Below are 20762 nucleotides of genomic sequence, written 5' to 3'. Positions count from 1 at the left end.
GGATCCTTGCTGTCGCCATGGGTGCCGCGTTTTTGACCATGACCGGTGCCGCATTCGCCGCGCCTGCCGGTGAGCCGCAGGCACGCGGTGGCGCCAAGAGCGCCGATCGCGACAGCTCGCGCTCCAGCCGGAAGTCCGAGGCGGCGGCAGTCGAGGCCTACCCGGAAGCGACCCGCAAGAATCCGACCGCGAAGGCCAGTCAAGCCATGTCGCGCAAGATGACCGAGATGGGCAAGCTGTTCGACGCCGACAAACGCGACGAAGCCCGCGCGGTCGCCGAGGAGATCCTCACCGACGCCAAGGCCAACAGCTACGAGAAGGCCTACGCGGCGCAGTTCGCTGCCCAGATCGCCTACGAGGCCGATGACATGGCCGGTGCGATCCGCTACTTCCAGCAGGCGATCGACGCCGATGGCCTGGACAATAATTCGCACTACGGATTGATGATCAACCTAGCGCAGCTGCAGCAGCAGGAGGAGCAGTACGCCGATTCGCTGGCGACCTTCGACCGCTTCTTCGCCGAGACCAAGAGCACTGACCCGACCGTGCTGATGGTCAAGGGCCAGGGGCTCTACCTGATGCAGCGCTACGACGAGGCGGCGACCACCATCAAGCAGGCCATCGAAGCCAGCGATGCGCCCAAGCCCGAATGGCTGTCGCTGTTGATGCAGGTGTATCTGGACGCGGACAAGATCGGCGAGGCGGTGAGCACCGCCGAGCAGATCGCCGCGGCCAACCCCGACGACAAGCGTGCGCAGATGAACCTCGCCGCGATCTATTCCCAGGCCGACATGTCCGACAAGGCGTTGGGGATCCTGGAGAAGTTGCGCACCAGCGGCAAGCTCGACTCCGCCAACGAATACAAGGTGTTGTTCACGACTTACGCCGGCATCGACGGCCGCGAGAAGGACGTGATCGCGGTCATCAACGAAGGTTTGGAGAAGGGCGTGCTCGAGCCGGAGTACAACACCTATGTCGCGCTGGCGCAGGCGTACTACTTCTCCGATCAGCCGGCCCAGGCGATCACCGCCTACGAAAAAGCCGCGCCGATGGCCAAGGACGGCGAGACCTATCTCAACCTGGCCCGCGTGCTGCAGCAGGAAAACCGCATCACAGAAGCCAAGGCGGCCGCCCGACAGGCGCTGGCCAAGGGCATCAAAAGGGAGAAGGACGCCAACGTGATCATTGCGCTTCCCGGCAAGTGAGCCGATCACCCAACCACCAGATTCTGCTTGGAAATGACAGCAGGCTTTGGTATATCCTTGTAGGTTCCTGTCGCCACAATGGCGGCGCGACCCATCTGACGGTCCGAGGTGCTCCACGCGCCCGGCAATACTCCCGAGCTGACGGCGCATGACGCAAGACTTGGATACTCCCGTAAAGAAGGTTAGAGACGACAGCGAAGGTCTGAACTGGGCGCGTATCGCCGGTATCACCATGGCTATCGCTGTGCACGCTGGCGCCCTGTTGATGATGCTGGCTCCGATGGCTGCACCACCGACGGACAAGGTTGAAGAACCGGTCACGATGGTGAACCTGATCAAGCCGCCGCCGCCGCCGCCGCCACCGCCGCCGCCGCCGCCGGAGCCACCGAAGCCGATCACTCCGCCCAAGGAGCTGTCGCCGCCGAAGCAGACCACGCCGTTGCCGCCGCCGCCGGAAGCGCCGCCGATCGAGTTCGATGACCCGAGCCCGGTTGACCTGCCTCCGCTGCCGCCGGCACCGCCGGCACCGCCGGCACCGACCACGTCGCTGGGTGCGGTTGATCCGTCGTCCAAGGCGATGAACCCGCCGCAGTATCCGCCGGCTGCCGCACGTGCGGGCATCGAGGGTACGGTGATTCTGGTCATCAGCATCGACAAGGAGGGCAATGTCCTGGGTGTCGAGGTCGAGAAGTCCAGTCGCAACCGTGACCTTGACCGGGCCGCCATGGCCGCTGCAAAGAAATGGCGTTTCAACCCGGAGGTGCAGAACGGCGTCGCCGTCGCCAGCCGCGTCCGGGTCCCGGTCGACTTCAACCTCAACTGATAAAGCTGTAGCCGCAACTGTTTTTCCGCTTCACCCCCTTGCTTCACTAGCCGTCCCTTTCTTCCACGACATCCAAAGGTAAGCGTCATGCTTCAGGAAACCACTACCGCTGCTGCTGGAGGCAACAACGCCGACGCGTTCCAGCAGATGAGCTTCTCCCACATGGTGACGAACTTCGATACCGTTGCTTGGATCGTGTTCCTTACCCTGGTGCTGTTCTCGGTGCTCTCGATCTACTGGATCGTGGTCAACCTGATCAAGGGCGCGCGCCTGCGCTCCAAGGCAGACCGCGTGGTCACCACGTTCTGGGAAACCACCAACGCGCAGGATGCGATTCGCTACATGGAAGAGCAGGGCAGCTCGGAGCCGTTCTCCAAGATCGCCCTTGATGCGGCCCAGGCCGCGGCCCATCACCAGCGCAACGAAGGCTCGCGCCTGGTTGAATCGCTTAACCGCTCCGAGTTCGTGGACCGTGCGCTGCGTCAGGCCGTCACCCGCGAGTCAATGAAGCTGGAAAGCGGGCTGACCGTTCTCGCGACTGTCGGTTCCACCTCGCCGTTCATCGGACTGCTGGGTACCGTCTGGGGCATCTATCACGCCCTGATCCGCATCGGCCAGAGCGGTAACGCGTCCATCGACGCCGTCGCCGGTCCGGTGGGTGAGGCGCTGATCATGACCGCGTTCGGTCTGTTCGTCGCAATCCCGGCGGTGATCGCGTTCAACTTCTTCACCCGCATCAACCGGGTCACCAACAGCCGTTTCGATACGTTCGCGCACGACCTGCACGACTTCTTCGCAACCGGCTCGCGTGTTGGCGAACTGCCGTCCCAGCGTTGATCGGCCATCCATAAGCAAGTTGGAGTACGGATATGGCCTTCAGTACAGGCAGTAACGCCGGCCCGATGGCCGAAATCAACGTCACGCCCCTGGTCGACGTGATGCTGGTGCTGTTGATCATCTTCATGATCACGGCACCGCTCATGAACCATAAGATCCAGGTGGCTTTGCCTGAAGCCAACCTCGACCGCAAGGACGAGATGGCACCTGAGGTACCACCGATCACGATCGCGATCGAGGCCGACGGCACCGTGTACTGGAACGACGAGCCGGTCACTCCGGCGTTGATGGAAAGCCGCCTGTCGGTGGAGGCACAGAAGACGCCGCAGCCGCAGATCAACATCCGCGGCGACAAGACCACCAAGTACCGCGTCGTGAAGGACGTGGTGCAGATTGCACAGTCCCAGGGCATGCGCAAGGTCGGTTTTGTCGCTACCAAGGATCGTTCCAACTAATACCGGAGAACAGAAACATGTCCATGGGTTCAAGCTCCGGTAGCGGCGCAATGGCGGACATCAACGTTACCCCGTTGGTGGACGTGCTGCTGGTGTTGCTGATCATCTTCATGGTCACGGCACCGATCGCGTCCTATCCGATTGAAGTCAACCTGCCACAACGCTCCACCCAGCCGCCGCCTTTGTCCGAACCGCCGCCGCCGATCCGGCTGCGTATCGGGGCATCGGGCGAGGTGTTCTGGAACGATTCACCGTATCCGTTGTCGGTGATCGGCAATATGATGCGCACCGAAGTCGAACGTGATCCGACCAACCAGCCACAGCTGGAGATCGACACCAACGAGGACGCGGACTACGGCATCCTGGCCAAGGTCCTGGCGCTGGCGAAGAACGCCGACATGAAGAAGATCGGGTTCGTCGAGAACTGAGTTGCACCACGTCGTGGATTGGAAACGCCGCCCCTCGGGCGGCGTTTTTTTGCCTGCGGCACGTTGACGCACTGCTACGCCGATGATTTCTTCGTGGTCCGGTCCAGAATCGCCAGGTAGCCACGGACGGTCTTTGCCAGACCGTCATGCAGCGCCTCGCTGATCAAGGCATGGCCGATGGACACTTCCAGCACGTCGGGAACCGCGGCCAGGAACGCGCCCAAGTTGTCCTGACTGAGGTCATGGCCGGCATTGACGCCCAAGCCCACGCCCTGCGCACGGCGGGCGATGCCGGCGAAGCGCTCGAGCATGCTGGCCTGTTCTCCGCGGTGGAACGCATCGGCATACGGCCCCGTGTACAGCTCGACCCTGTCCGCACCGATATGGGCGGCGTGTTCAATGCCGGCCGAGCGCAGCGGATCCCAGGCATCGGCAAACAGGCTGACCCGGCAGCCCAGGTCGTGCAGCTGACGCACCAGCGGGCGCAGACGATCGGCATCGCGAAGAAAATCGAAACCGTGGTCGGAGGTGAGCTGGTCATCGCCGTCGGGAACCAGCGTGGCCTGGGCGGGGCGGACCGCCTCGCACAGGGCGATGAACCCTGGATAGCCCTCGCGCGGCGGGGCAAAGGGATTGCCTTCCAGATTGAACTCGACACCGCGTGTCGCAGTGAGCTCAGCCAGCGCATGCACATCCGCCGCGCGGATGTGGCGGGCATCGGGGCGGGGGTGGACGGTGATGCCATGGGCGCCGGCGTCCAAGCACGCGCTCGCGGCCTGCACCACATCGGGCTCGGTGCCGCCTCGGGAATTGCGCAGCACCGCGATCTTGTTGACGTTGACGCTTAGCGAAGTCATCGCCACAGCTTAGCGCGTCACCCGCGGCACGTGCGTCACTGGGACCCGTTACTGGGGCGGTGCGCGCTCGGCCGGCGCGTCCGTCTGCACCTGGCTGCGGAGCTGCGCCAGTACAACGGGGTCGATCATGGTGCGTTCGTCGCGGGTGCGCTCGGCGACACGCCTGGCCAGCAACTGGACCAACGCAGTGACGGCCAATCCGAAGCTCAGCAGCAGGCACAACGCCAAAACTCCCACCGATGTGGTTTTGAAGGCGCCAATCAGGGCCACGACGGCGGCGGCCAGAAGAATCCAGGGCATCTCGACGTTCCATGTGGAGCAACGTGCCGAGTGTAGGACGTGTCGCCGGCCGCGTCGCACCGCCGGCGACCCTCCCGCGGCCGCTGATCGGCGTGCGCCGGAGCTACAGCAAGGGCGACATCAGCCGCGCGAGCGCTTCGGGAAGGCGGCTGCGCCACAGCGGGCGCTGGCGGTCGGCCTTAACCGGGGTGCAGCTCAGGGAGTCGTGTTCGATCAGCTCGGCCAGGTCGGCCACCACCGCGCGATCGCGGAACAGCACCGAGCTTTCGAAATTCAGGCGGAAGCTACGATGGTCGAAGTTGGCGCTGCCGATGATCGCCAGGTCGTCGTCGCAGAGGAGGGCCTTGGTGTGCAACATCCTGGGACCGTACTCGAGGACCTTCACTCCCGCCGCCATCAGATCGTCGAAGTAGGATCGGGCGGCATGGGTGACGAGCCGACTGTCGGTATTCTTGGGCACCAGCAGGCGCACGTCGACGCCGCCCAGAGCAGCGGAGGTCAGCGCCATCATCGCCGCCTCGCCCGGGACGAAGTAGGGGGTGACCAACCAGACCCGGCGACGCGCGGCGTGGATGGCCGAGACATGCAGGCGGTGGATGGCTTCCCAAGGCGAATCCGGTCCGGAAACCACCATCTGCACCATGATGTCGCCGGGCGTGGACTCGGGGAAGGTGACGTGCGGCGGTGGTTCGCCGGTGGCGTAGACCCAGTCCTCCAGGAACACCAGCTGCAGCGAGCGCACCACGTCGCCCTCCAGGCGCAGGTGCAGGTCGCGATAGGCGTTGTCGCCCAGGGTCTCGTCTTCTTCATCGGTGATGTTGATGCCACCAATGAAGCCCGCGCGGCCGTCGATCACGACGATTTTGCGATGGCTGCGCAGGTTCAGCCATGGCCGCTGCCAGAACCAGTGCAGGCGCATGGGATGGAACCACGCGACCTCGCCACCGGCGTCGATCAGCGGTTTAAGGAACGCCCGCGAGGTGCTGCCCGAGCCGACCGCGTCCAGCAGCAGGCGCACCTTGACCCCGGCGCGGGCACGCTCGATCAGCGCATCGCGCAGCGCCGTGCCGGTGCGGTCGGGCTGGAAGATGTAGTACTCCAGATGCACGTGCTCGCGCGCGGTCGCGATCTCCTGGTGAAGGCGGTGGTACTTGCTGCTGCCATCGATGAGCAGCTGCGCACTGGTCGCGGTGCTGGGGGGCAGGCCGGTGATGGTCTGCGCCATCCGCGCGAGCTCGATGGCCGCCGCGTCGGGCACCCGGCCCGGCTGCAGTGCCGGCATCCGGGTGCGGCTGCGATCGCGCCGCAGCCGTTGCCGCCGGATCCGTTGCGGGCCGAAAAAGAAGTAGATCGCAAACCCCAGGTAGGGCAGGGCGGCCAGGCTCACCAGCCAGCTCAGGGTCGCGGCCGGCTCCCGTTTTTGCAGGATGATCCAGACCCCCAGCCAGACCACGTAAACTGCCCAGCCCAGCGCCAGCCACGCCGCCAGATGTTCGATCGCGGTGGTCTGATGCCACCACGCACTCAGGGTTTCACTCATCGCTCAACCAATTCCGGGCAGCAGCGGCCCGTCCAGCCACAGCCAGCGCGTCATCCACGCACTGACCAGGGCAATGAGGACGGTCAGTGGCACACCCACTCGCAGAAAGTCGCCGAACCGGTACTGTCCGGGTCCCAGGATCAACAGGTTGCCGTGATGGCCGATCGGGGTCAGGAACGCAACCACCGCGCCCAGCGCGGTACACACCACGAACGGGGTCGGCTCCAACGACAGCGACTGCGCCAGCTGCACCGCGATGGGACCCAGCAGGACCACTGTCGCCGAGTCGGAAAGGACCTGGGTCAACAGGCCGGCGATCGAGAACAGCACCAGCAGGATCATCAGCACCGGCCAGTCGGCGACCACGTGGCGCAAGCCGGAGGCCATCAGCTGTGCGGTGCCGGTCTGCTCCATGGCGATGCCAAGTGGGATCACCCCGGCGATCATCACGAACACGCGCACGTCGATCTCGCGGTAGGCCTGGCCGACGTCGACGCAGCGGGTGGCGACGATGGCCACCGCGCCGAGCAGGAATGCCAGCGGCACGGGCAGCCACTCCAGCACGGCCGCGAGGATGGTGACCGCGAGGATCGTCAGCGCCAGCGGCGCGCGCACGCGACGCTTGGCCTCTCCGGCAAACGGCACCAGCATCAGGAAGCCGTGGTGGGTGGCCAACTCGGCGAAGCGGCCCGGGCGTCCCCACAGGACCAACAGGTCACCCTCGCGCAGGCGGGCATCCGCCAGGCGGGGTGCAACGTGACCCTGACGCCGCCACAGGCCGACGATCACGGCCTTGAAACGGTGCGAGAAATCGAGCTCGCGGATGCTGCGGCCGATGAACTCCGAACCCGGCGCCACCACCGCCTGGACCAGCTGCGGCTTGCCGTCGCCATCACCCAGCGCGCGGGTGCCGAAGCGCGAAATGGCGTGCAGGTCGATCCCGCTGTCATCGTGCAGTGAGGCCAGCGCATCGGCGGAGGCCTCCACCAGCAGCACGTCGCCGCTGATCAGTGGACTGGATGTGCCCAGGTCGCGGCGCAGTTTGTTGTTGCGCAGCCAGCCGACCATGCGGAACTTGTCGCCCAGTGCCTTCTCCAACTCGGCCAGCGGTCGGGTGCTCCAGCGCGACCCTTCAACGATCAGCAGCTCGGTGCGGTAGCGGTCCAGACGCAGGTACCCGTCATCCTCTGCATCCACGCCGCGCTTGGGCAGGATCCAGCGGGTCAACAGCATGTAGGCCATGCCGATGAGCACCAGCGCGATGCCGATCGGCGTGATCGAGAACACCCCGAGGCCCTCAGCGCCGGTGCGCTTGAGCAGGTTGTTGGCCAGCAGGAACGCCGGCGCGCTGACCAGGGTCAGGCAGGTGCCCAGTGACGCGGCCAAGGACATCGGCATCAGCAGTCGCGACGGGGCCAGGCCGTTGGTCTTGGCCAGCCGCCCCATGATCGGCAGCATCATCGCGGTGACCATCACGTGGTGGGTGAAGGACGCCATGATCGCGACCGCGGGCATGGTCACCGCTATCACCCGTGCCTCGCTCTTGCCCGACGCGCGGCCGATCCATTGGCCAATGTGCTCGGTGATGCCGGTTGCGCCCAGACCCCCGGAGATGACGAACACCGCCGCAACGATGATCGCCGGTTCGCTGGAGAAGCCGGACAATGCCTGCTCCTCGTTCAGCAGGCCGGTGACCACCAGCGCCATCAGGATCAGCATGGCGGTTACATCCACGCGCAGCCGCTCGCTGATGAACAGGTACAGTCCACCGCCGAGGATCAGCAGGAAGGTCAGCTGCTGCAGTGTGATCGGGAGCCAGGCCATTGCGCGCATTGTGCGTTAGAACCGGTGACAGTGGCGGCCGTCGTGTGTCGATCCAACCACCGCCCCATCACGGCGGGTGACGTTACAATCCGGACCTGCCTCCCGCCTCCCTGTCAATGCCGCCCACCCCGCTGCCCCCGCCCAACGACGATCGTTTTCGTGCCGCAATGGACGCTACTGCGTTGGGGATGGCGATCCTGGATCTGGACGGCATATGGCTGGAGACCAATCCGGCGATGCGTGAGTTGCTCGCCGGTGCGCCCGGTGCCCCATCCGCTGCAGGGCCCGGCCCCGGGACGATTTTCGAGGCTGTCGCGCCTGATCAGGCGGCTGAGCTGCGCCGCTTGGTGAGTGCCCTGATCGCAGGCAACCAACGCGCCGTCGATCGCGCAGTCACCTGCCGTCGCGGCGACGACACGTTCGATGCCTGGGTCACTATCGCCGTCATGCGCGACGCTGCGGGCCAGGCGACCGGTCTGGTGGTGCAGCTGCGCGAGGACACCGGCGCCGCCCATGCCACCGCCCTGGATGCCATGCGTCGCCAGTTGCAGACGCAGGTGGATGCGGTTGCCCATGACCTGCGCGCACCGCTGCGATCGATCACCAATTTTTCGGGCTTGCTCGCGCGCAAGCTGGACGAAGGACTGGATGCGACCTCGCGCGACCATTTTGGCCGGATCCGCGCCGCCGCCGCGCGCATGGCCGGCCTTCTGGACGGCTTGGCCGAGCTGTCGCGCGCATCCACCGCGCAGGTGCGCGAGGGTGCGGTCGACCTCAGCATGCTGGCCGACTGGGTGGGCGCCGAGCTGCAGGACGCCCACCCGGACCGGGAGTTCGTCATCACGGTGCAGCCGGACCTGAGCGCCCGCGGCGACGAGCACCTGCTGAAGACAATGCTGATCCAGTTGCTGGACAACGCACGCCGGTTTTCCCACGACGACGGCCCCGTGAGCGTTGACGTGGCGGGCACGCAGGTCGATGGCATGCTGCAGTTGTCCATACGTGACCGTGGCCGCGGGTTCGACATGCGCTACCGTCACAAACTGTTTGAGCCCTTCCAGCGCCTGCACGGCGCCGATGAAGGGGCCGGCGATGGCTTGGGTCTGGCCATCGCCCAGCGAATCGCCGAACGTCATGGCGGTCGCATCGATGCCGAATCCGAACCGGATGCCGGCAGTGTGTTCCATATCTATCTGCCGGCGGCCCAGATCGCCGGTGCAGTGCCTGGAGAGTAGTACCGATGAACAAGGTCATCCTGCTGGTCGAAGACAACCCCGACGACGTCGAGCTGACGCGCCTGGCGTTTGACGAGGCGAAGATCGCCAACCAGCTGGTGGTGGTGGGCGACGGCGCGGAAGCGTTGGACTACCTGTTTGCCAAGGGCAAGTACGCCGACCGCGATCCGAACGAGCTGCCCTCGATCGTGCTGCTGGACCTCAACCTGCCCAAGGTCGACGGGCGCGAGGTGCTCCAGGCGGTGCGCGCCAATCCTGTCACCAAGACGCTGCCGGTGGTCGTGCTGACCACCAGCACCGAGCCCTTCGATGTCGAAGCCAGCTACTCGCTGGGGGTCAACAGCTACATCCAGAAGCCGGTCGATTTCGAGCAGTTCGTCTGGGCGGTCAAGCAGGTTGGCCTGTATTGGTTGGTACTCAACCACGCTCGTACCTGAGTTCGCGGTTCCGGATCAGCCCGGCGCGTACAGCGCCTCGGCGCGTTGGAACAGGAGCCAGCTGGTAGCGATGAATTTATCGCCGCCTTGCGGGCGATTGCCGCGGTGGGTATGGGTAAAGGCGGCCGGGGCGATCAACACCGAACCCGTACGCGGCGCGATCTTGCGCTGCTGGTAGAGGAACTCCGTTTCTCCCTGCTCAAAGTCGTCATTGAGATAGGCCGTCCACAGCAGGTGGCGGTGCAAGGTCTCGGCCTGGGCATCGCGAGGATAAAGCTCGCAATGCCAGTACGGATAGCCGCCGCTGCCGGCGCGGTAGCGCTGCAGGTTGATCGCTCCCGGGCGCAGAACCGTGCGTACGATCGGTGCCAGCTCAGCATCGGTCATCGCCTGCATCCGCTCCGGCGTCAGCCGCCGATGCCCGCCGTCCGCGTCGGTGACCTCCAGCATCAAGGGTGCGATCAGCGTGTGCGGCCAGCGCCGCACGTACTCCAGCAGCGCGGAGAACATCGCCGCGTTCAACGAGGCTTCGACATCGCGCCATTCGGGGCGGCCGCTGATGGTCAGGTCCAGACTGTCCTTGAGGTCGGTATACACGCCTCCGCCCACCTCCCCCGGCCGCGCCGCGCCGCTGCTGCCGAAACGCGCGACCAGATCCTGACACCAGCCCCGATCCAGGCAGTCGTGGCGGACATGGATGAAATCGCCGGCACCGGCAGAAGGGGCGGTTGGGCTCGGGCTGGACTGGCTGGGGACGGGCATGCGGACTCCATGGATGTGGTTCGGATGAGCGGGCCCCACGCATCGTCGCACCCGCCAGGCGGAATCCGAAGCCGTACGCCGCTGAAGAACGCCATGCGCTCGCCGGGACCATACCCGAGCGTTGTAACGCGACCCCGAACGAGGTGTTACATCGCTGATACAGCGGCGGAACCTATGGTTCATCAAGGATTAAGGGCTTGCGGGACGCGTTCCGCCGGGTGGGTGTGACAGGGGTGTGACAACCTGTCGGCTATGATTCCGACCAAAATCCTATAACGTACTGAAAAATAACAGTATTTTCCGTTGGCACGCATGATGCGTCATACCCCGGACCTACCTGGGGAATGGATATGCGCTACGCAATCGTCACGCCAGCGGGACTGGTGCCGCTACTGCTGATAGCCCTTGTGCTGGTGCCCTCGAGCGCTTCGGCATCCGGCGCACGCAAGGGCGTCCACGCCAAGCCTGGCGAGATGGTCCTGCTGCGCGACGTCTCGGCCCGCCACGCCGTCCGGTCCAAGCCGCCAGGGATGGCGCTGATCGTTGATCCGTCGCCCAAGAGCAATATCGACCAGACCCTCGGCACCGGCGAGTTGTCCGACGAAGAGTACGCCAGCCTGGGTGCGGGCAGCAGCGGTGGACCCTCCCCGGCAGTGACCCAGATCACCGGACGTGCGCTGGCGCCGCTGGGATCGCTGACTGGCACCACCAACGGCACCCTGTCGGGCAGCGGCATCAACCAGGCACTCGGCGTGCCGATGGGCGCGGTGGGCAATGTCACCCGCGGTGTAGGTGACCAGGTCCGCGGCGCGCTGGCGCAGTTCCCGTTGATGACGCCCCCCGCTACTACACCGCCGCCGGGTGGCTGAGATGACGATGACCTGCTCCCGTCCGTTGCACGTTCTGGCGATGACTGTCGCGGCCACCCTTTTCTGCTCGTCGGCGCTCGCCGGGCAGTCGGGCGACGGCTATGCCGAGATGCTCGATTACCTTGCCACCAGCCGCATCGACGGCCGGGCGTTCGTCGATGCCAGCGGCGCAATCGGTGCCAACCTGGCGGCCGGTGACCACAATCTTCAGGCCAACCTGCGCAGCTTTGCCAGTGGCGGACAAGCGGCTTCCATCGCCCAGTCCAACCAGCAAAGCGACAACGATCGCTACGACACCCCGACCCATGCGTCCGCAACGATTGGTGGTCAGGCCTTTGGCCATGCCAGCGGGTTGGTGTCGATCAACCAGGCCAGCGGAAGCGGCAACGCCGAGACCAATCTCGTTGCCGCCGCGCTGGCGCACCAGGGCATACGCGAATCGACCGACGGCAACCTGCTGTCGGCCGTATCCGCGTCAGCAGGGGGGCAGGCGTCCCCGAATCCGGACGTGGCCAGACCCGGCACGCGCAACGTCGCGGTGGAATCCACCGCCATGCAGGGGTTCGAAGGAATTCTGCAACTCAACCAGATCGCGGGGTCCGGCAACAGCATCAGCAACCAGCTGGCGCTGTCTGTCGAAGGGCACCCGTGAGTCGTTCCCGTTCAATTGGTACCACGAGAGAGAGAGGATGAAGCAATGAAGATCAGGATCCGGAAAACCGCCATCGCATTGGCGGTCACCACACTGCTCGCCAGCCCGCTGGCCTTTGCCCAGAGCGTGGATGACCCCAATGTCAGTGCAGATATCCTGCACAACCACGTCGTCGTGGAAGACTGGGACATCACCGTTGACGACACCCGCAACACCATCGTTTACAACGACACCACCAACAACACCTCCGACAGCACCAGTGTCAACAATTACACCAACAATTCGGTGAGCGATTACTACACCGGCGACGTGTCGATCAACGATGATCGCAGTTACAGCTCGTCGGTGGACAACAGCACCAGCAACTCGGTGAGCGACTCGTACTCGAGCGACTGGTCCAGCGACGTATCGGTCAACGACGATCGCAACTACAGCACGTCGAGCACCAACGACACGAGCAATTCGATGAGCGATTCGTACACCAGCGACACGTCCATCACCGATGATCGTGCCTACACCTGGTCCAACGACGTCACCGAAAACATCGAGCGCACCGAGGTGGTGAACTCCGACATCCGCAAGGAAGGCAACGAGCATCAGGTATCGGTGTCGCTGAAGAAGGATCTCTCGCTGAGCTCGGATATCAGCTTCACCGGCAATCCGACCATCAGTGGCGACATCGAACTGGACTCGGCGGCCATTGCCATCGTCGATAACCGCCAGTCTTCCAGCGACAACCTCGGCCTGAACGACATGCTGACAAACGAGGCGTCGATCGAGGACGATGTGGGTTCGGATGCTTCCGGCAACCTGGCCTTCAACGTCGCGGCGGGTGACAACAACGTCCAGGACAACGCGGCGGCCCTGTCCGCAGCGGATGCCAGCTTCGCCTTCGGCATGGCCGATGCCGAGGTCTTCGTCAATCAGGCGGGCAGCGGCAACCTCACCATGAACAGCGGCGTGACCAACGACGCCAGCATGGGTGGCAACGCGTTCAGTGCGGCCTCCGGCAACATCGGGGTCAATATCGCTGCGGGCAACAACAACCAGCAGAAAAATGCGCTGGCCGCGTCGGTGGCCACCAGTGCCTACGCCCAATCGAGCGTCAGTTCCAACCAGAACAGCTCGGGTAACGTGACCGACAACGCCGGCCACTACGAGCGGCGCAGCGAAACGGTCGCAATCAACCTGACCGGTACGGTGGACGGCTTCACGATCGCCGAAGGCTACGGCAACTACGAGGGCACGTCGCAGGGCACCTTCGAAGGCGACAGCACGGCCTCGTTGTCCGGCTATGCCGACCAGATCGGGGACGTGTATCCCGACATGTGGTCCAACACAGCCAACGACGACTCGTCCAATCCGCATCCGGGCGGCAACCTGATGGGCCACCTCGACCTGGATACCGATACCCAGGGCGGATCCGACCTCAACGGCGACGGTGGTGCGCTGGCGTTTGGTGTGGATCTGGACGGCGACGGCACAGTCTCCGGCACGACCGAGTCGAGCGAGTCCGGTGAGCTGGGCTTCTTGGAGTTGGGTTACGCGGCACTGGATGCCAGCCTGAGCGGCAGCGTGACCAACTCGTACTGGATCGCAGTGGACGCGACCAACACGGCGAGCCTGTCGGGCAGTGCATTCAGCGCCGCCTCCGGCAACATCGGCGTCAACGTCGCCGCGGGTACCGGCAACTTGCAGGCCAACAGCCTGTCCCTCGCGGTCGCGCAGCCCTCGACAGGCGGCGGCGGTGGTGGCGGTGGCGGCGGCGAGCAGTAACCCAGGAGCGTAACCCCGGTCGCCCTCCCCTGCGACCGGGTCCCGAAAGCCCCGCTCTCCTTTCCCCCGGGAGCGGGGCTTTCCCTTTCAACGGTGGAGTGACATGACCCGATTGCTGCCGATGCTGACGATGGGCTGCGCGCTGACCTGGTCCGCGTTCGCGGCGCCCGCACTGGCCGGCGAGATCGCATTCAGCGGGGTGCTGCCCAACGGAGGCCTGTACACGAGAAACGTGGAAAGCATGCGCGAAGGGCGCTTCCGCAACATCGTGCGTCAACAAACCGACTACAGCTGCGGCGCCTCGGCGCTCGCCACCATCCTGCGCTATGCCTACCACCTGGATGCCGACGAGACCACGGTGATCGAAGGCATGCTGGGAATCGCCGACCCGGAGCTGGTCGAGCAACGCGGATTCTCGTTGCTGGACATCAAGCGCTTCGTCGAGTCGATTGGCATGCGAGGGCGAGGCTACCGGATCAGTGAAGAACGGCTGCGTTCGTTGCGGGTCCCGGGCCTGGTGTTGATGGATGTGCGCGGATTTCGTCACTTCGTCGTGCTCAAGCAGGTGGCCGGGGAGTACGCCGAAATCGCCGATCCGATCCTTGGCAACCGCAGCGTGCCGATCGAGGAGTTCCTCGAGTCCTGGCCGTCGCGTGCGGTGTTCGTCGTTATAGGAAGTGACTTTGACCGCAACACGGCGTTGCTGCAGCCGTCCGAGCGCCCCAGCGCGCGCGCCTTGCTGGCCATGCAGCGACCGATCAGTGAAGCCGACCTGCTGGATTTCGGTTTCACCCACGCCGATCTTTTTTGAAGGAGCGCGATCATGCGCCGACTCTGTTCCAACCTCACAACAGCCGGGTTCGGGCTGGGCCTGTTGCTGCTGGCCATGCCCGCGGATGCTGGCGGCCCGACAGCCGGTCCGACCGACGCCGCCAACGCGAGCACGGTTCTGGCAACCCCCATTTCCCCGCATTCAGAGCGCCGCCCGGCGGGCATGACCGAAATCCCGGATCCGGAACTGGCGACCATGCGCGGGCGCTACACGGTGGGCGACCATCAGGTGGCCTGGTTCGGTGTGTCGATGATTTCGACCTGGCAGACCGCGTCCGGACAGACGCTGGAAGGCACGCTGCTGCTGGGCATGGACTTCGCCCAGGGTGGCCGCCCGGTGGTCAGCTTCACGCCGACGGTCAATATCACCGCGGCCGACGCGCCGGTGATCGGCAATGACGGAATTGCCCGCAGCGTCGATGCGTCCGGCTTGGCCAACGTGTCGGGGATGACCCAGAGCGTGCAGGTGGCCGGCGACGGCAACATCGCCGCCAACGTTACCCGCCTGCGCGTGCGTGATGGAGCCGCACCCGCGTCCACCGCGGCATCGGCGACCGGCAGTGCCACCAGCCGTGTCGGCGACGCCGTGGCGAGTGCCGGTTTCGACGGCGGCAGTGCCAATGTGCTGCTGCAGATCCAGGGGCAGGGCGCGGTCCAGCAGTGGATCCGCAATGGCAGCCTGGGCCAGTCGATCCAGCTGACCAGCGACCATCAGCAGGTCAGCAACCGGATGGAGATCGATCTGGTGCGGCAATCATTGGCGTCCAATGCGCAGCTGGCGCAGAACGTGGCCCAGGCAATACAGATGACGCGCGGGATCGGGCCGGGAGGCTATTAAATGGAGCAGGCAGACGCATGGACGGCGGGCGCGTGGAGCGCGGAGCCATGGAGTGCGAGGGTACGGACAGCGGGGCAATCGCTCACGGAAGGCCGCGCATGAACGTCCTGCCGATTGCCATCACCGTGGTGTTGGCCGGCGTCACACCACTCGCCGCGATCGCTCAGGAGGCCCACCGAGCCCAGCCAGCGCCACCAGCGCCACAAAGCCAATCCGCTGGAGCGTCCCCGGAGCGCAGTGTCGACCCGCAGGACCAGGCCGATGTGCGCGCGCTACTCGCCGAGCTGGAAGCGCTGAAAGGAAGCTACGCACAGGAGGTTCGCCGCCTGCGGGAGTTGGACATGCGCGTGCAGGCGCTGCAGGCACGGGTCGACGGCAAGACCCTTCCGGCCCAGTCGGCGGCGGTTGCAAGCAGCCCGCCCCCTGCGCCGACCGCGACCCGGTCGGCTGCCGCCTCGCCCCCGACATCGGCGGAGGGCTACGCCAGCAGCCCCGCCGAAGCGGCCGAGGCGAAGGAAGCCGCCAAGCGCAGCGTCGATGACGTCAAACAGCAGGTCGCGGCGGTGTTCGATCGCCGGCTCACCCTGGAAAACGCCGTCACCTACAACCGCTACGACCGCAAGCAACTCACTCTGACCGGCTTCCTGGCACTGGACGCGATCTTCCTTGGCAACATCGCCATCGAGAACGTCGAGTCCGACACGCTGACCTACAACTTCGCCGCCCGCTACGGCCTCAACCCGCGCCTGACCCTGAACCTGGACGTGCCCTATATCGCGCGCAAAACGGTCTACCAGAAGGGCGGCGCGGGCGGATCGGCCGGGGCGGTGGCCCAGGAGGACACCTACGGGCACGGGTTCGGGGATATCACGGTCAGCGGCAACTATCGGATGTTCATGGAAAGCCCGCGCTGGCCGGAGACCGTGCTTACCTTGGGTGTGACCGCCCCCACCGGGCGCGAGCCGTACGGTATCTCCTGGGAGGTGCTGGAACGCGATGACGACGGATTCATCCGCTTCGCCGTACCCGAGAAGGAACCCACCGGCAACGGCGTCTGGCAAACCAACGTGGGCGTGTCGGTGGTGAAGACCGCCGACCCGGCGATCCTGTTCGGCAACTTCGGCTACATCCACTCGTTCAGCAACAGCTTCGACGACCTCGACAACAACCCCGAGACGGTCAATCCCGGAGATGTGCAGCTGGGCCGCAGTTTCTACTTCGGCGCCGGGGTGGCATTCGCGTTCAACGAGCGCACCAGCCTGAGCATTTCCTACAGCGACAAGCTCAGCGCCCGTGCGAGGACCCGCTACGACGGCCAGGAGTGGGTCAAGATCATCGGCAGCGATGCCAACGCGGGCATGTTCAACCTGGGCGTGACCTATGCGCTCAGTCAGCACACCACCCTGGTCAGCTCGCTGGGCATTGGGCTCACGCCGGATGCACCCGACTTCAGCCTGGTGTTCAAGGTGCCGTACATGCTGTGAGCCGCGAGGCCCTGGCGACCGCTTGAGGGTTGCGCGCCGAACGCCGTGTCAACGCAGCTCGGCGAGGTCCAGGCCGTGTTTCCGGCACAGGCGGTAAACGGTCACCCGGGACACCTTCAGCCGGCGCGCCGTTTCGCTGATGTTGAACCCACTCTCGTGCAGGCAGGTCAGGATTGCCTCGCGTTCGGCCGACTCTCGGGCCACGTCGAGCGCGCCGTCACCCACATGCAGCTGCCGCTTGCCGCACAGGCCCAGCTCCTGGGCGCTGATCAGCTCGCCGCTGGCGATGACCGCAGCGCGCTGGACCCGGTTGATCAGCTCGCGCACGTGCCCGGGCCAATCAAACCCCAGCATGGCCTTCTGCGCATCCGCGCTGAACGCACGCGCGCGGGTCGGGTTCGATTCCCGGAAAGCACTCAGGAAATGCCCCGCAAGCAGGAGGATGTCCTGGCCCCTCTCGTGCAGCGGTGGCATGTGCAATCGCAGGACGTTGAGGCGGTAGAACAGGTCATCGCGGAACCTGCCCGCCGCGACGGCCGCTTCCAGATCGAGGTTAGTGGCAGCCAGTACCCGCACATCGACCGGGATCGATTCGTGGCTGCCCACGCGTTGCACGCTGTGCTCCTGCAGCACGCGCAACAGGTTGGTCTGCGCTTCCAGCGGCAGGTCGCCGATCTCGTCCAGGAAAACGGTGCCGCCATTGGCGGTTTCGAACAGCCCGGTGCGGCGCGCGTTGGCACCGGTGAAGGCGCCGCGTTCGTGCCCGAACAATTCGGACTGGACCAGATTGGGAGACAGTGCGCCGCAGTTGACCGCAGCGAAGCGCGCGTGGCGACGCGCGGAGAGCTCATGCAGCACGCGCGCTGCCACATCCTTGCCGGTACCGGTCTGGCCGGTGATGAGTACCGGCAGATCGACGGGGGCGAACTTGCGGATCGTGCCGTGGATATCGCGCATCGGCGGACTTGCGCCGATCAGCGCATCCAACGCATGGGTGGGGTGGAGCCGCGGCTCATGGGCCAGCCGACCCAGGGCCTGGATCAGGCGAGAAAGATCAAGCGGTGCGGTAAGGATCGCCGCGCACTGCTCCAACAAGGGGTGGTGGACCGGTGGGTGGGTGGTTCCCCCCGGCACGACCGCCAGCAACGACAGGTAATCGTGGTCATCGGTGAGACGCTCCAGCCCGTCCAGACAGCCGTGGCTGCCGTCGCGCAGATCCAGCAGGCCGACCACCGTATCGCCCGCGCGCAGTCCGATCCCATCATCGACATGGGCTGCACGAACCTGCCAACCGGCGGCGCCCAGGGCAGCGCGTTCGTGGCGCCGTGGTTCTCCAAACCAGATCACGCACTGCGTGGAAAGCGCTGGAACAACAGCCATGGGTTCCCCCCAAATGACGCTTGGGCAAAACGCGGCCGGATTCCCCCTGTCAAGCCGACTGCAGTCTCCCTCCTGATACGGGTTTCACACTCCTCAAGCCGCGCGCGAGGTGCCGCAATGACCCGGGTACTGGATTACAACGCGGCGCCTGCGGATTCCCGGACATGATCATGAACACCGGGGGAGCCGTTGGCGCCACTGCAGCCCCGGTCAGGCCGGGGTCTGCTGGTCGAACTCGCGGTGGTAGCGCACTGCGGCCTCCACCTCATTGCGCGAACCCAGGAACACCGGCACGCGCTGGTGCAAGCCGGTGGGCGTCACTTCCAGCATGCGCTGGCGGCCGGTGCTGGCCGCACCGCCCGCCTGCTCGACCAGCATCGCCATCGGGTTGGCTTCGTACATCAGGCGCAGCTTGCCGCCCTTTGCCTCGCACTTGGCGTCCAGCGGGTAGCTGAAGATGCCGCCGCGGGTCAGCAGGCGATGCACGTCGGCGACCATGCTGGCCACCCAGCGCATGTTGAAGTCCTTCCCGCGCGGTCCGGTCTTGCCCGCCAGCAGGTCGGCCACGTAGGACTGCATCGGCGGCTGCCAATGGCGCTGGTTGGACATGTTGACCGCGAATTCCTGCGTGTCTTCCGGGATCTTCATGCCGCGCGTGGTCAGTGTGAAGCTGCCGATCTCGCGGTCCAGGGTAAAGGCGTGGGTGCCGTGGCCGATGGTCAGCACCAGGGTCGTGTTGGGTCCGTAGGTGCAGTAGCCGGCGACCAGCTGTTCCGTGCCCGGCTGCAGGTAGTGCTCATCGGCGGGTTTTTCCACGCCTTCGGGGCAGCGCAGGACCGAGAAGATCGTGCCGACCGAGATGTTGACGTCGATGTTGGAACTGCCATCCAGCGGATCGAACAGCAGCAGATAGTTGCCGGCCGTCGCGCCGTCCGGGCACAGTTCCTGGATCGGCACGCTGTGGTCCATCTCCTCGGACGCCAATCCAGCCAGGTGGCCGCCCCAGGCGTTGGCTTCCATCAGCACGTCGTTGGCGATCACGTCGAGCTTCTTCTGCGCTTCGCCCTGGACGTTGATGCTGGCCTGCCCGGGCGTGCCGGCATCCCCCAACACCCCGCCCAGCGCGCCCTTGCCGACCTCGATGGAGATGCGCTTGCAGGCGCGGGTGACCACTTCGATCAGCAGGCGCAGGTCGGGACGGATATGGCCGGCGCGCTCCTCCTCGATCAGGAAACGGGTGAGCGAGTACGGGCTGTTGGAGCGATTGGGCGTCATCGTGGCGTTCCCGGGCAGTGGCGATGGCCGCATTGTAAGCCGCGGCCCACGTTCCGGCCCGGCTGCTCAGACGTCGCCGTCGTTGAGCCAGCCCTCGCCGGTGCCGCGGTGAAAGACACGGTCGCTGTCCAGCACGTCGCCGGCCGGAATCGGGTCCATTGCGGCGAGTTTCGCGTAGATCGGCGCGAAGTCCGGTCCCGTCGCGTCCATCAGCTGCTGGAAGTTGTCGATGACGAAGTACGTCTTCTGGTAGGTGTCGATGCGGTAGCGGGTGCGCATGATCCGCTCCAGGTCGAAGCCGATCCGGTTGGGTGCATCGCTTTGCAGGCAATGGATCGACTCGCCCTTGGAGGACACGATGCCGCTGCCATAGATGCGCAGGCCGTCCTCTTGCTGGATCAGGCCGAACTCGACCGTGTACCAGTACAGCCGGGTCAGGTTGACCAGTGCGTCGCTGCCGATGCCGTGGGCCTTCACCCCGCCGCGTCCGTAGGCCGCCATGTAGTCGGCGAACACCGGGTTCATCAGCAGCGGCACGTGGCCGAAGAGGTCATGGAACAGGTCCGGCTCGGCCAGATAGTCCAGCTGGTCCTCACGGCGGATCCACCACGTCACCGGGAATCGCCGGTTGGCCAGGTGCTGGAAGAACTCAAGCTCCGGCAGCAGGCCTTCCACGCCGATCAACTCCCAGCCCGTCGCCGCACGCAGGATGGGACTGAGGTCGGCAAACCTGGGGATCCGGTCGGCGGTCATCTCCATCGCCGACAGCGCGGCAATGAACTCGTCGCTGGCCAGGCCGGGCAGGATCGCCTTCTGTCGCGCGAACAACTGCGCCCAGACCGCGTGGTCGGCGGCGGTATAACTGTCCCATGGCTGCTCCACAACGGCAGTCGTGTACACCGGCACGTAGCCCTTGTCGGTGAGCTGGGATTCGGTGCGGCGGGCGCTTTCCAT

At 65.4% G+C, this 20762-nt stretch carries 21 protein-coding genes; 13 read left to right on the top strand and 8 right to left on the bottom strand.

The genetic code is table 11. The features are described from left to right. Nucleotides 1-17: 17 nt before the first annotated feature. The 5 genes from KZ491_RS12115 to KZ491_RS12095 all read left to right on the top strand — a co-directional run bounded on the left by KZ491_RS12115 (nucleotide 18) and on the right by KZ491_RS12095 (nucleotide 3748). Complete coding sequence (locus KZ491_RS12115) at nucleotides 18-1205, top strand: tetratricopeptide repeat protein (RefSeq protein WP_425493160.1); 1188 nt, start codon at nucleotides 18-20, stop codon at nucleotides 1203-1205. Nucleotides 1206-1353: 148 nt separating this feature from the next. Beyond that, complete coding sequence (locus tag KZ491_RS12110; RefSeq protein ID WP_222566108.1) at nucleotides 1354-2028, top strand: energy transducer TonB; 675 nt, start codon at nucleotides 1354-1356, stop codon at nucleotides 2026-2028. An 87-nt stretch (nucleotides 2029-2115) separates the two neighbouring features. Further along, a complete protein-coding gene (locus KZ491_RS12105) occupies nucleotides 2116-2865 on the top strand; it encodes a MotA/TolQ/ExbB proton channel family protein (RefSeq protein WP_222566107.1) in 750 nt (249 codons plus the stop codon). 32 nt (nucleotides 2866-2897) lie between these two features. Next, entirely contained in the window at nucleotides 2898-3320 is a 423-nt protein-coding gene (locus KZ491_RS12100) for an ExbD/TolR family protein (RefSeq protein ID WP_222566106.1), read from the top strand. A gap of 17 nt (nucleotides 3321-3337) precedes the next feature. Continuing rightward, on the top strand, nucleotides 3338-3748 hold the full coding sequence (locus tag KZ491_RS12095; RefSeq protein ID WP_246606818.1) for an ExbD/TolR family protein: 411 nt from the start codon (nucleotides 3338-3340) through the stop codon (nucleotides 3746-3748). 74 nt (nucleotides 3749-3822) lie between these two features. On the opposite strand, the gene KZ491_RS12090 is transcribed toward KZ491_RS12095, so the two are convergent. The 4 genes from KZ491_RS12090 to KZ491_RS12075 form a co-directional block, all read right to left on the bottom strand. Beyond that, nucleotides 3823-4605 carry a pyridoxine 5'-phosphate synthase gene (locus KZ491_RS12090; RefSeq protein ID WP_222566104.1) on the bottom strand — a complete coding sequence of 261 codons (783 nt, stop codon included), beginning with the start codon at nucleotides 4603-4605 and terminating at the stop codon, nucleotides 3823-3825. A 48-nt stretch (nucleotides 4606-4653) separates the two neighbouring features. Further along, the gene (locus KZ491_RS12085) at nucleotides 4654-4905 is read right to left on the bottom strand and encodes a hypothetical protein (RefSeq protein WP_222566102.1); all 252 of its coding nucleotides are present in this window, start codon (nucleotides 4903-4905) and stop codon (nucleotides 4654-4656) included. 103 nt (nucleotides 4906-5008) lie between these two features. Continuing rightward, nucleotides 5009-6445 (bottom strand): cardiolipin synthase, encoded by a 1437-nt coding sequence (gene cls / locus KZ491_RS12080; protein WP_222566101.1) that lies wholly within the window; start codon nucleotides 6443-6445, stop codon nucleotides 5009-5011. 3 nt (nucleotides 6446-6448) lie between these two features. Further along, the gene (locus tag KZ491_RS12075; RefSeq protein WP_246606817.1) at nucleotides 6449-8269 is read right to left on the bottom strand and encodes an SLC13 family permease; all 1821 of its coding nucleotides are present in this window, start codon (nucleotides 8267-8269) and stop codon (nucleotides 6449-6451) included. Between the two features lie 116 nt (nucleotides 8270-8385). On the opposite strand from KZ491_RS12075, the gene KZ491_RS12070 reads away from it, so the two are divergent. Next, nucleotides 8386-9504 carry a sensor histidine kinase gene (locus KZ491_RS12070; RefSeq protein ID WP_343225622.1) on the top strand — a complete coding sequence of 373 codons (1119 nt, stop codon included), beginning with the start codon at nucleotides 8386-8388 and terminating at the stop codon, nucleotides 9502-9504. A gap of 5 nt (nucleotides 9505-9509) precedes the next feature. Then, nucleotides 9510-9941, top strand: coding sequence for a response regulator (locus tag KZ491_RS12065; protein ID WP_222566099.1), 432 nt, complete (start codon nucleotides 9510-9512; stop codon nucleotides 9939-9941). Nucleotides 9942-9956: 15 nt separating this feature from the next. Here the strand turns inward: KZ491_RS12065 and KZ491_RS12060 are convergent, their stop codons facing one another. Further along, the gene (locus tag KZ491_RS12060) at nucleotides 9957-10703 is read right to left on the bottom strand and encodes a 2OG-Fe(II) oxygenase (protein WP_222566098.1); all 747 of its coding nucleotides are present in this window, start codon (nucleotides 10701-10703) and stop codon (nucleotides 9957-9959) included. Nucleotides 10704-11053: 350 nt separating this feature from the next. Between KZ491_RS12060 and KZ491_RS12055 the strand changes: the two genes are divergently transcribed. The 6 genes from KZ491_RS12055 (at nucleotide 11054) to KZ491_RS12030 (ending at nucleotide 17153) form a co-directional block, all read left to right on the top strand. Continuing rightward, the gene (locus KZ491_RS12055; RefSeq protein ID WP_222566097.1) at nucleotides 11054-11572 is read left to right on the top strand and encodes a hypothetical protein; all 519 of its coding nucleotides are present in this window, start codon (nucleotides 11054-11056) and stop codon (nucleotides 11570-11572) included. A 7-nt stretch (nucleotides 11573-11579) separates the two neighbouring features. Next, a complete protein-coding gene (locus KZ491_RS12050) occupies nucleotides 11580-12224 on the top strand; it encodes a hypothetical protein (protein WP_343225621.1) in 645 nt (214 codons plus the stop codon). A gap of 45 nt (nucleotides 12225-12269) precedes the next feature. Beyond that, nucleotides 12270-14000 (top strand): adhesin, encoded by a 1731-nt coding sequence (locus tag KZ491_RS12045; RefSeq protein WP_222566096.1) that lies wholly within the window; start codon nucleotides 12270-12272, stop codon nucleotides 13998-14000. A gap of 121 nt (nucleotides 14001-14121) precedes the next feature. After that, a complete protein-coding gene (locus KZ491_RS12040; protein WP_246606842.1) occupies nucleotides 14122-14811 on the top strand; it encodes a C39 family peptidase in 690 nt (229 codons plus the stop codon). Nucleotides 14812-14994: 183 nt separating this feature from the next. Then, a complete protein-coding gene (locus KZ491_RS12035) occupies nucleotides 14995-15669 on the top strand; it encodes a hypothetical protein (RefSeq protein WP_222566228.1) in 675 nt (224 codons plus the stop codon). Nucleotides 15670-15767: 98 nt separating this feature from the next. Continuing rightward, complete coding sequence (locus tag KZ491_RS12030) at nucleotides 15768-17153, top strand: transporter (protein ID WP_222566094.1); 1386 nt, start codon at nucleotides 15768-15770, stop codon at nucleotides 17151-17153. A gap of 48 nt (nucleotides 17154-17201) precedes the next feature. On the opposite strand, the gene KZ491_RS12025 is transcribed toward KZ491_RS12030, so the two are convergent. From KZ491_RS12025 to phhA, 3 genes are all read right to left on the bottom strand, one after another. Beyond that, nucleotides 17202-18533, bottom strand: a complete 1332-nt coding sequence (locus KZ491_RS12025; RefSeq protein WP_222566093.1) for a sigma-54 interaction domain-containing protein — start codon at nucleotides 18531-18533, stop codon at nucleotides 17202-17204. 210 nt (nucleotides 18534-18743) lie between these two features. Further along, a complete protein-coding gene (locus tag KZ491_RS12020) occupies nucleotides 18744-19808 on the bottom strand; it encodes a class 1 fructose-bisphosphatase (RefSeq protein WP_222566092.1) in 1065 nt (354 codons plus the stop codon). Between the two features lie 66 nt (nucleotides 19809-19874). Then, a complete protein-coding gene (phhA, locus tag KZ491_RS12015) occupies nucleotides 19875-20762 on the bottom strand; it encodes a phenylalanine 4-monooxygenase (protein WP_222566091.1) in 888 nt (295 codons plus the stop codon).

This window comes from Novilysobacter antarcticus (assembly GCF_019802285.1).
GTDB lineage: Bacteria > Pseudomonadota > Gammaproteobacteria > Xanthomonadales > Xanthomonadaceae > Novilysobacter > Novilysobacter antarcticus.
Note: the sequence above shows the minus strand (reverse complement) of the source record. Positions and strands in the feature narration are given on the sequence as shown.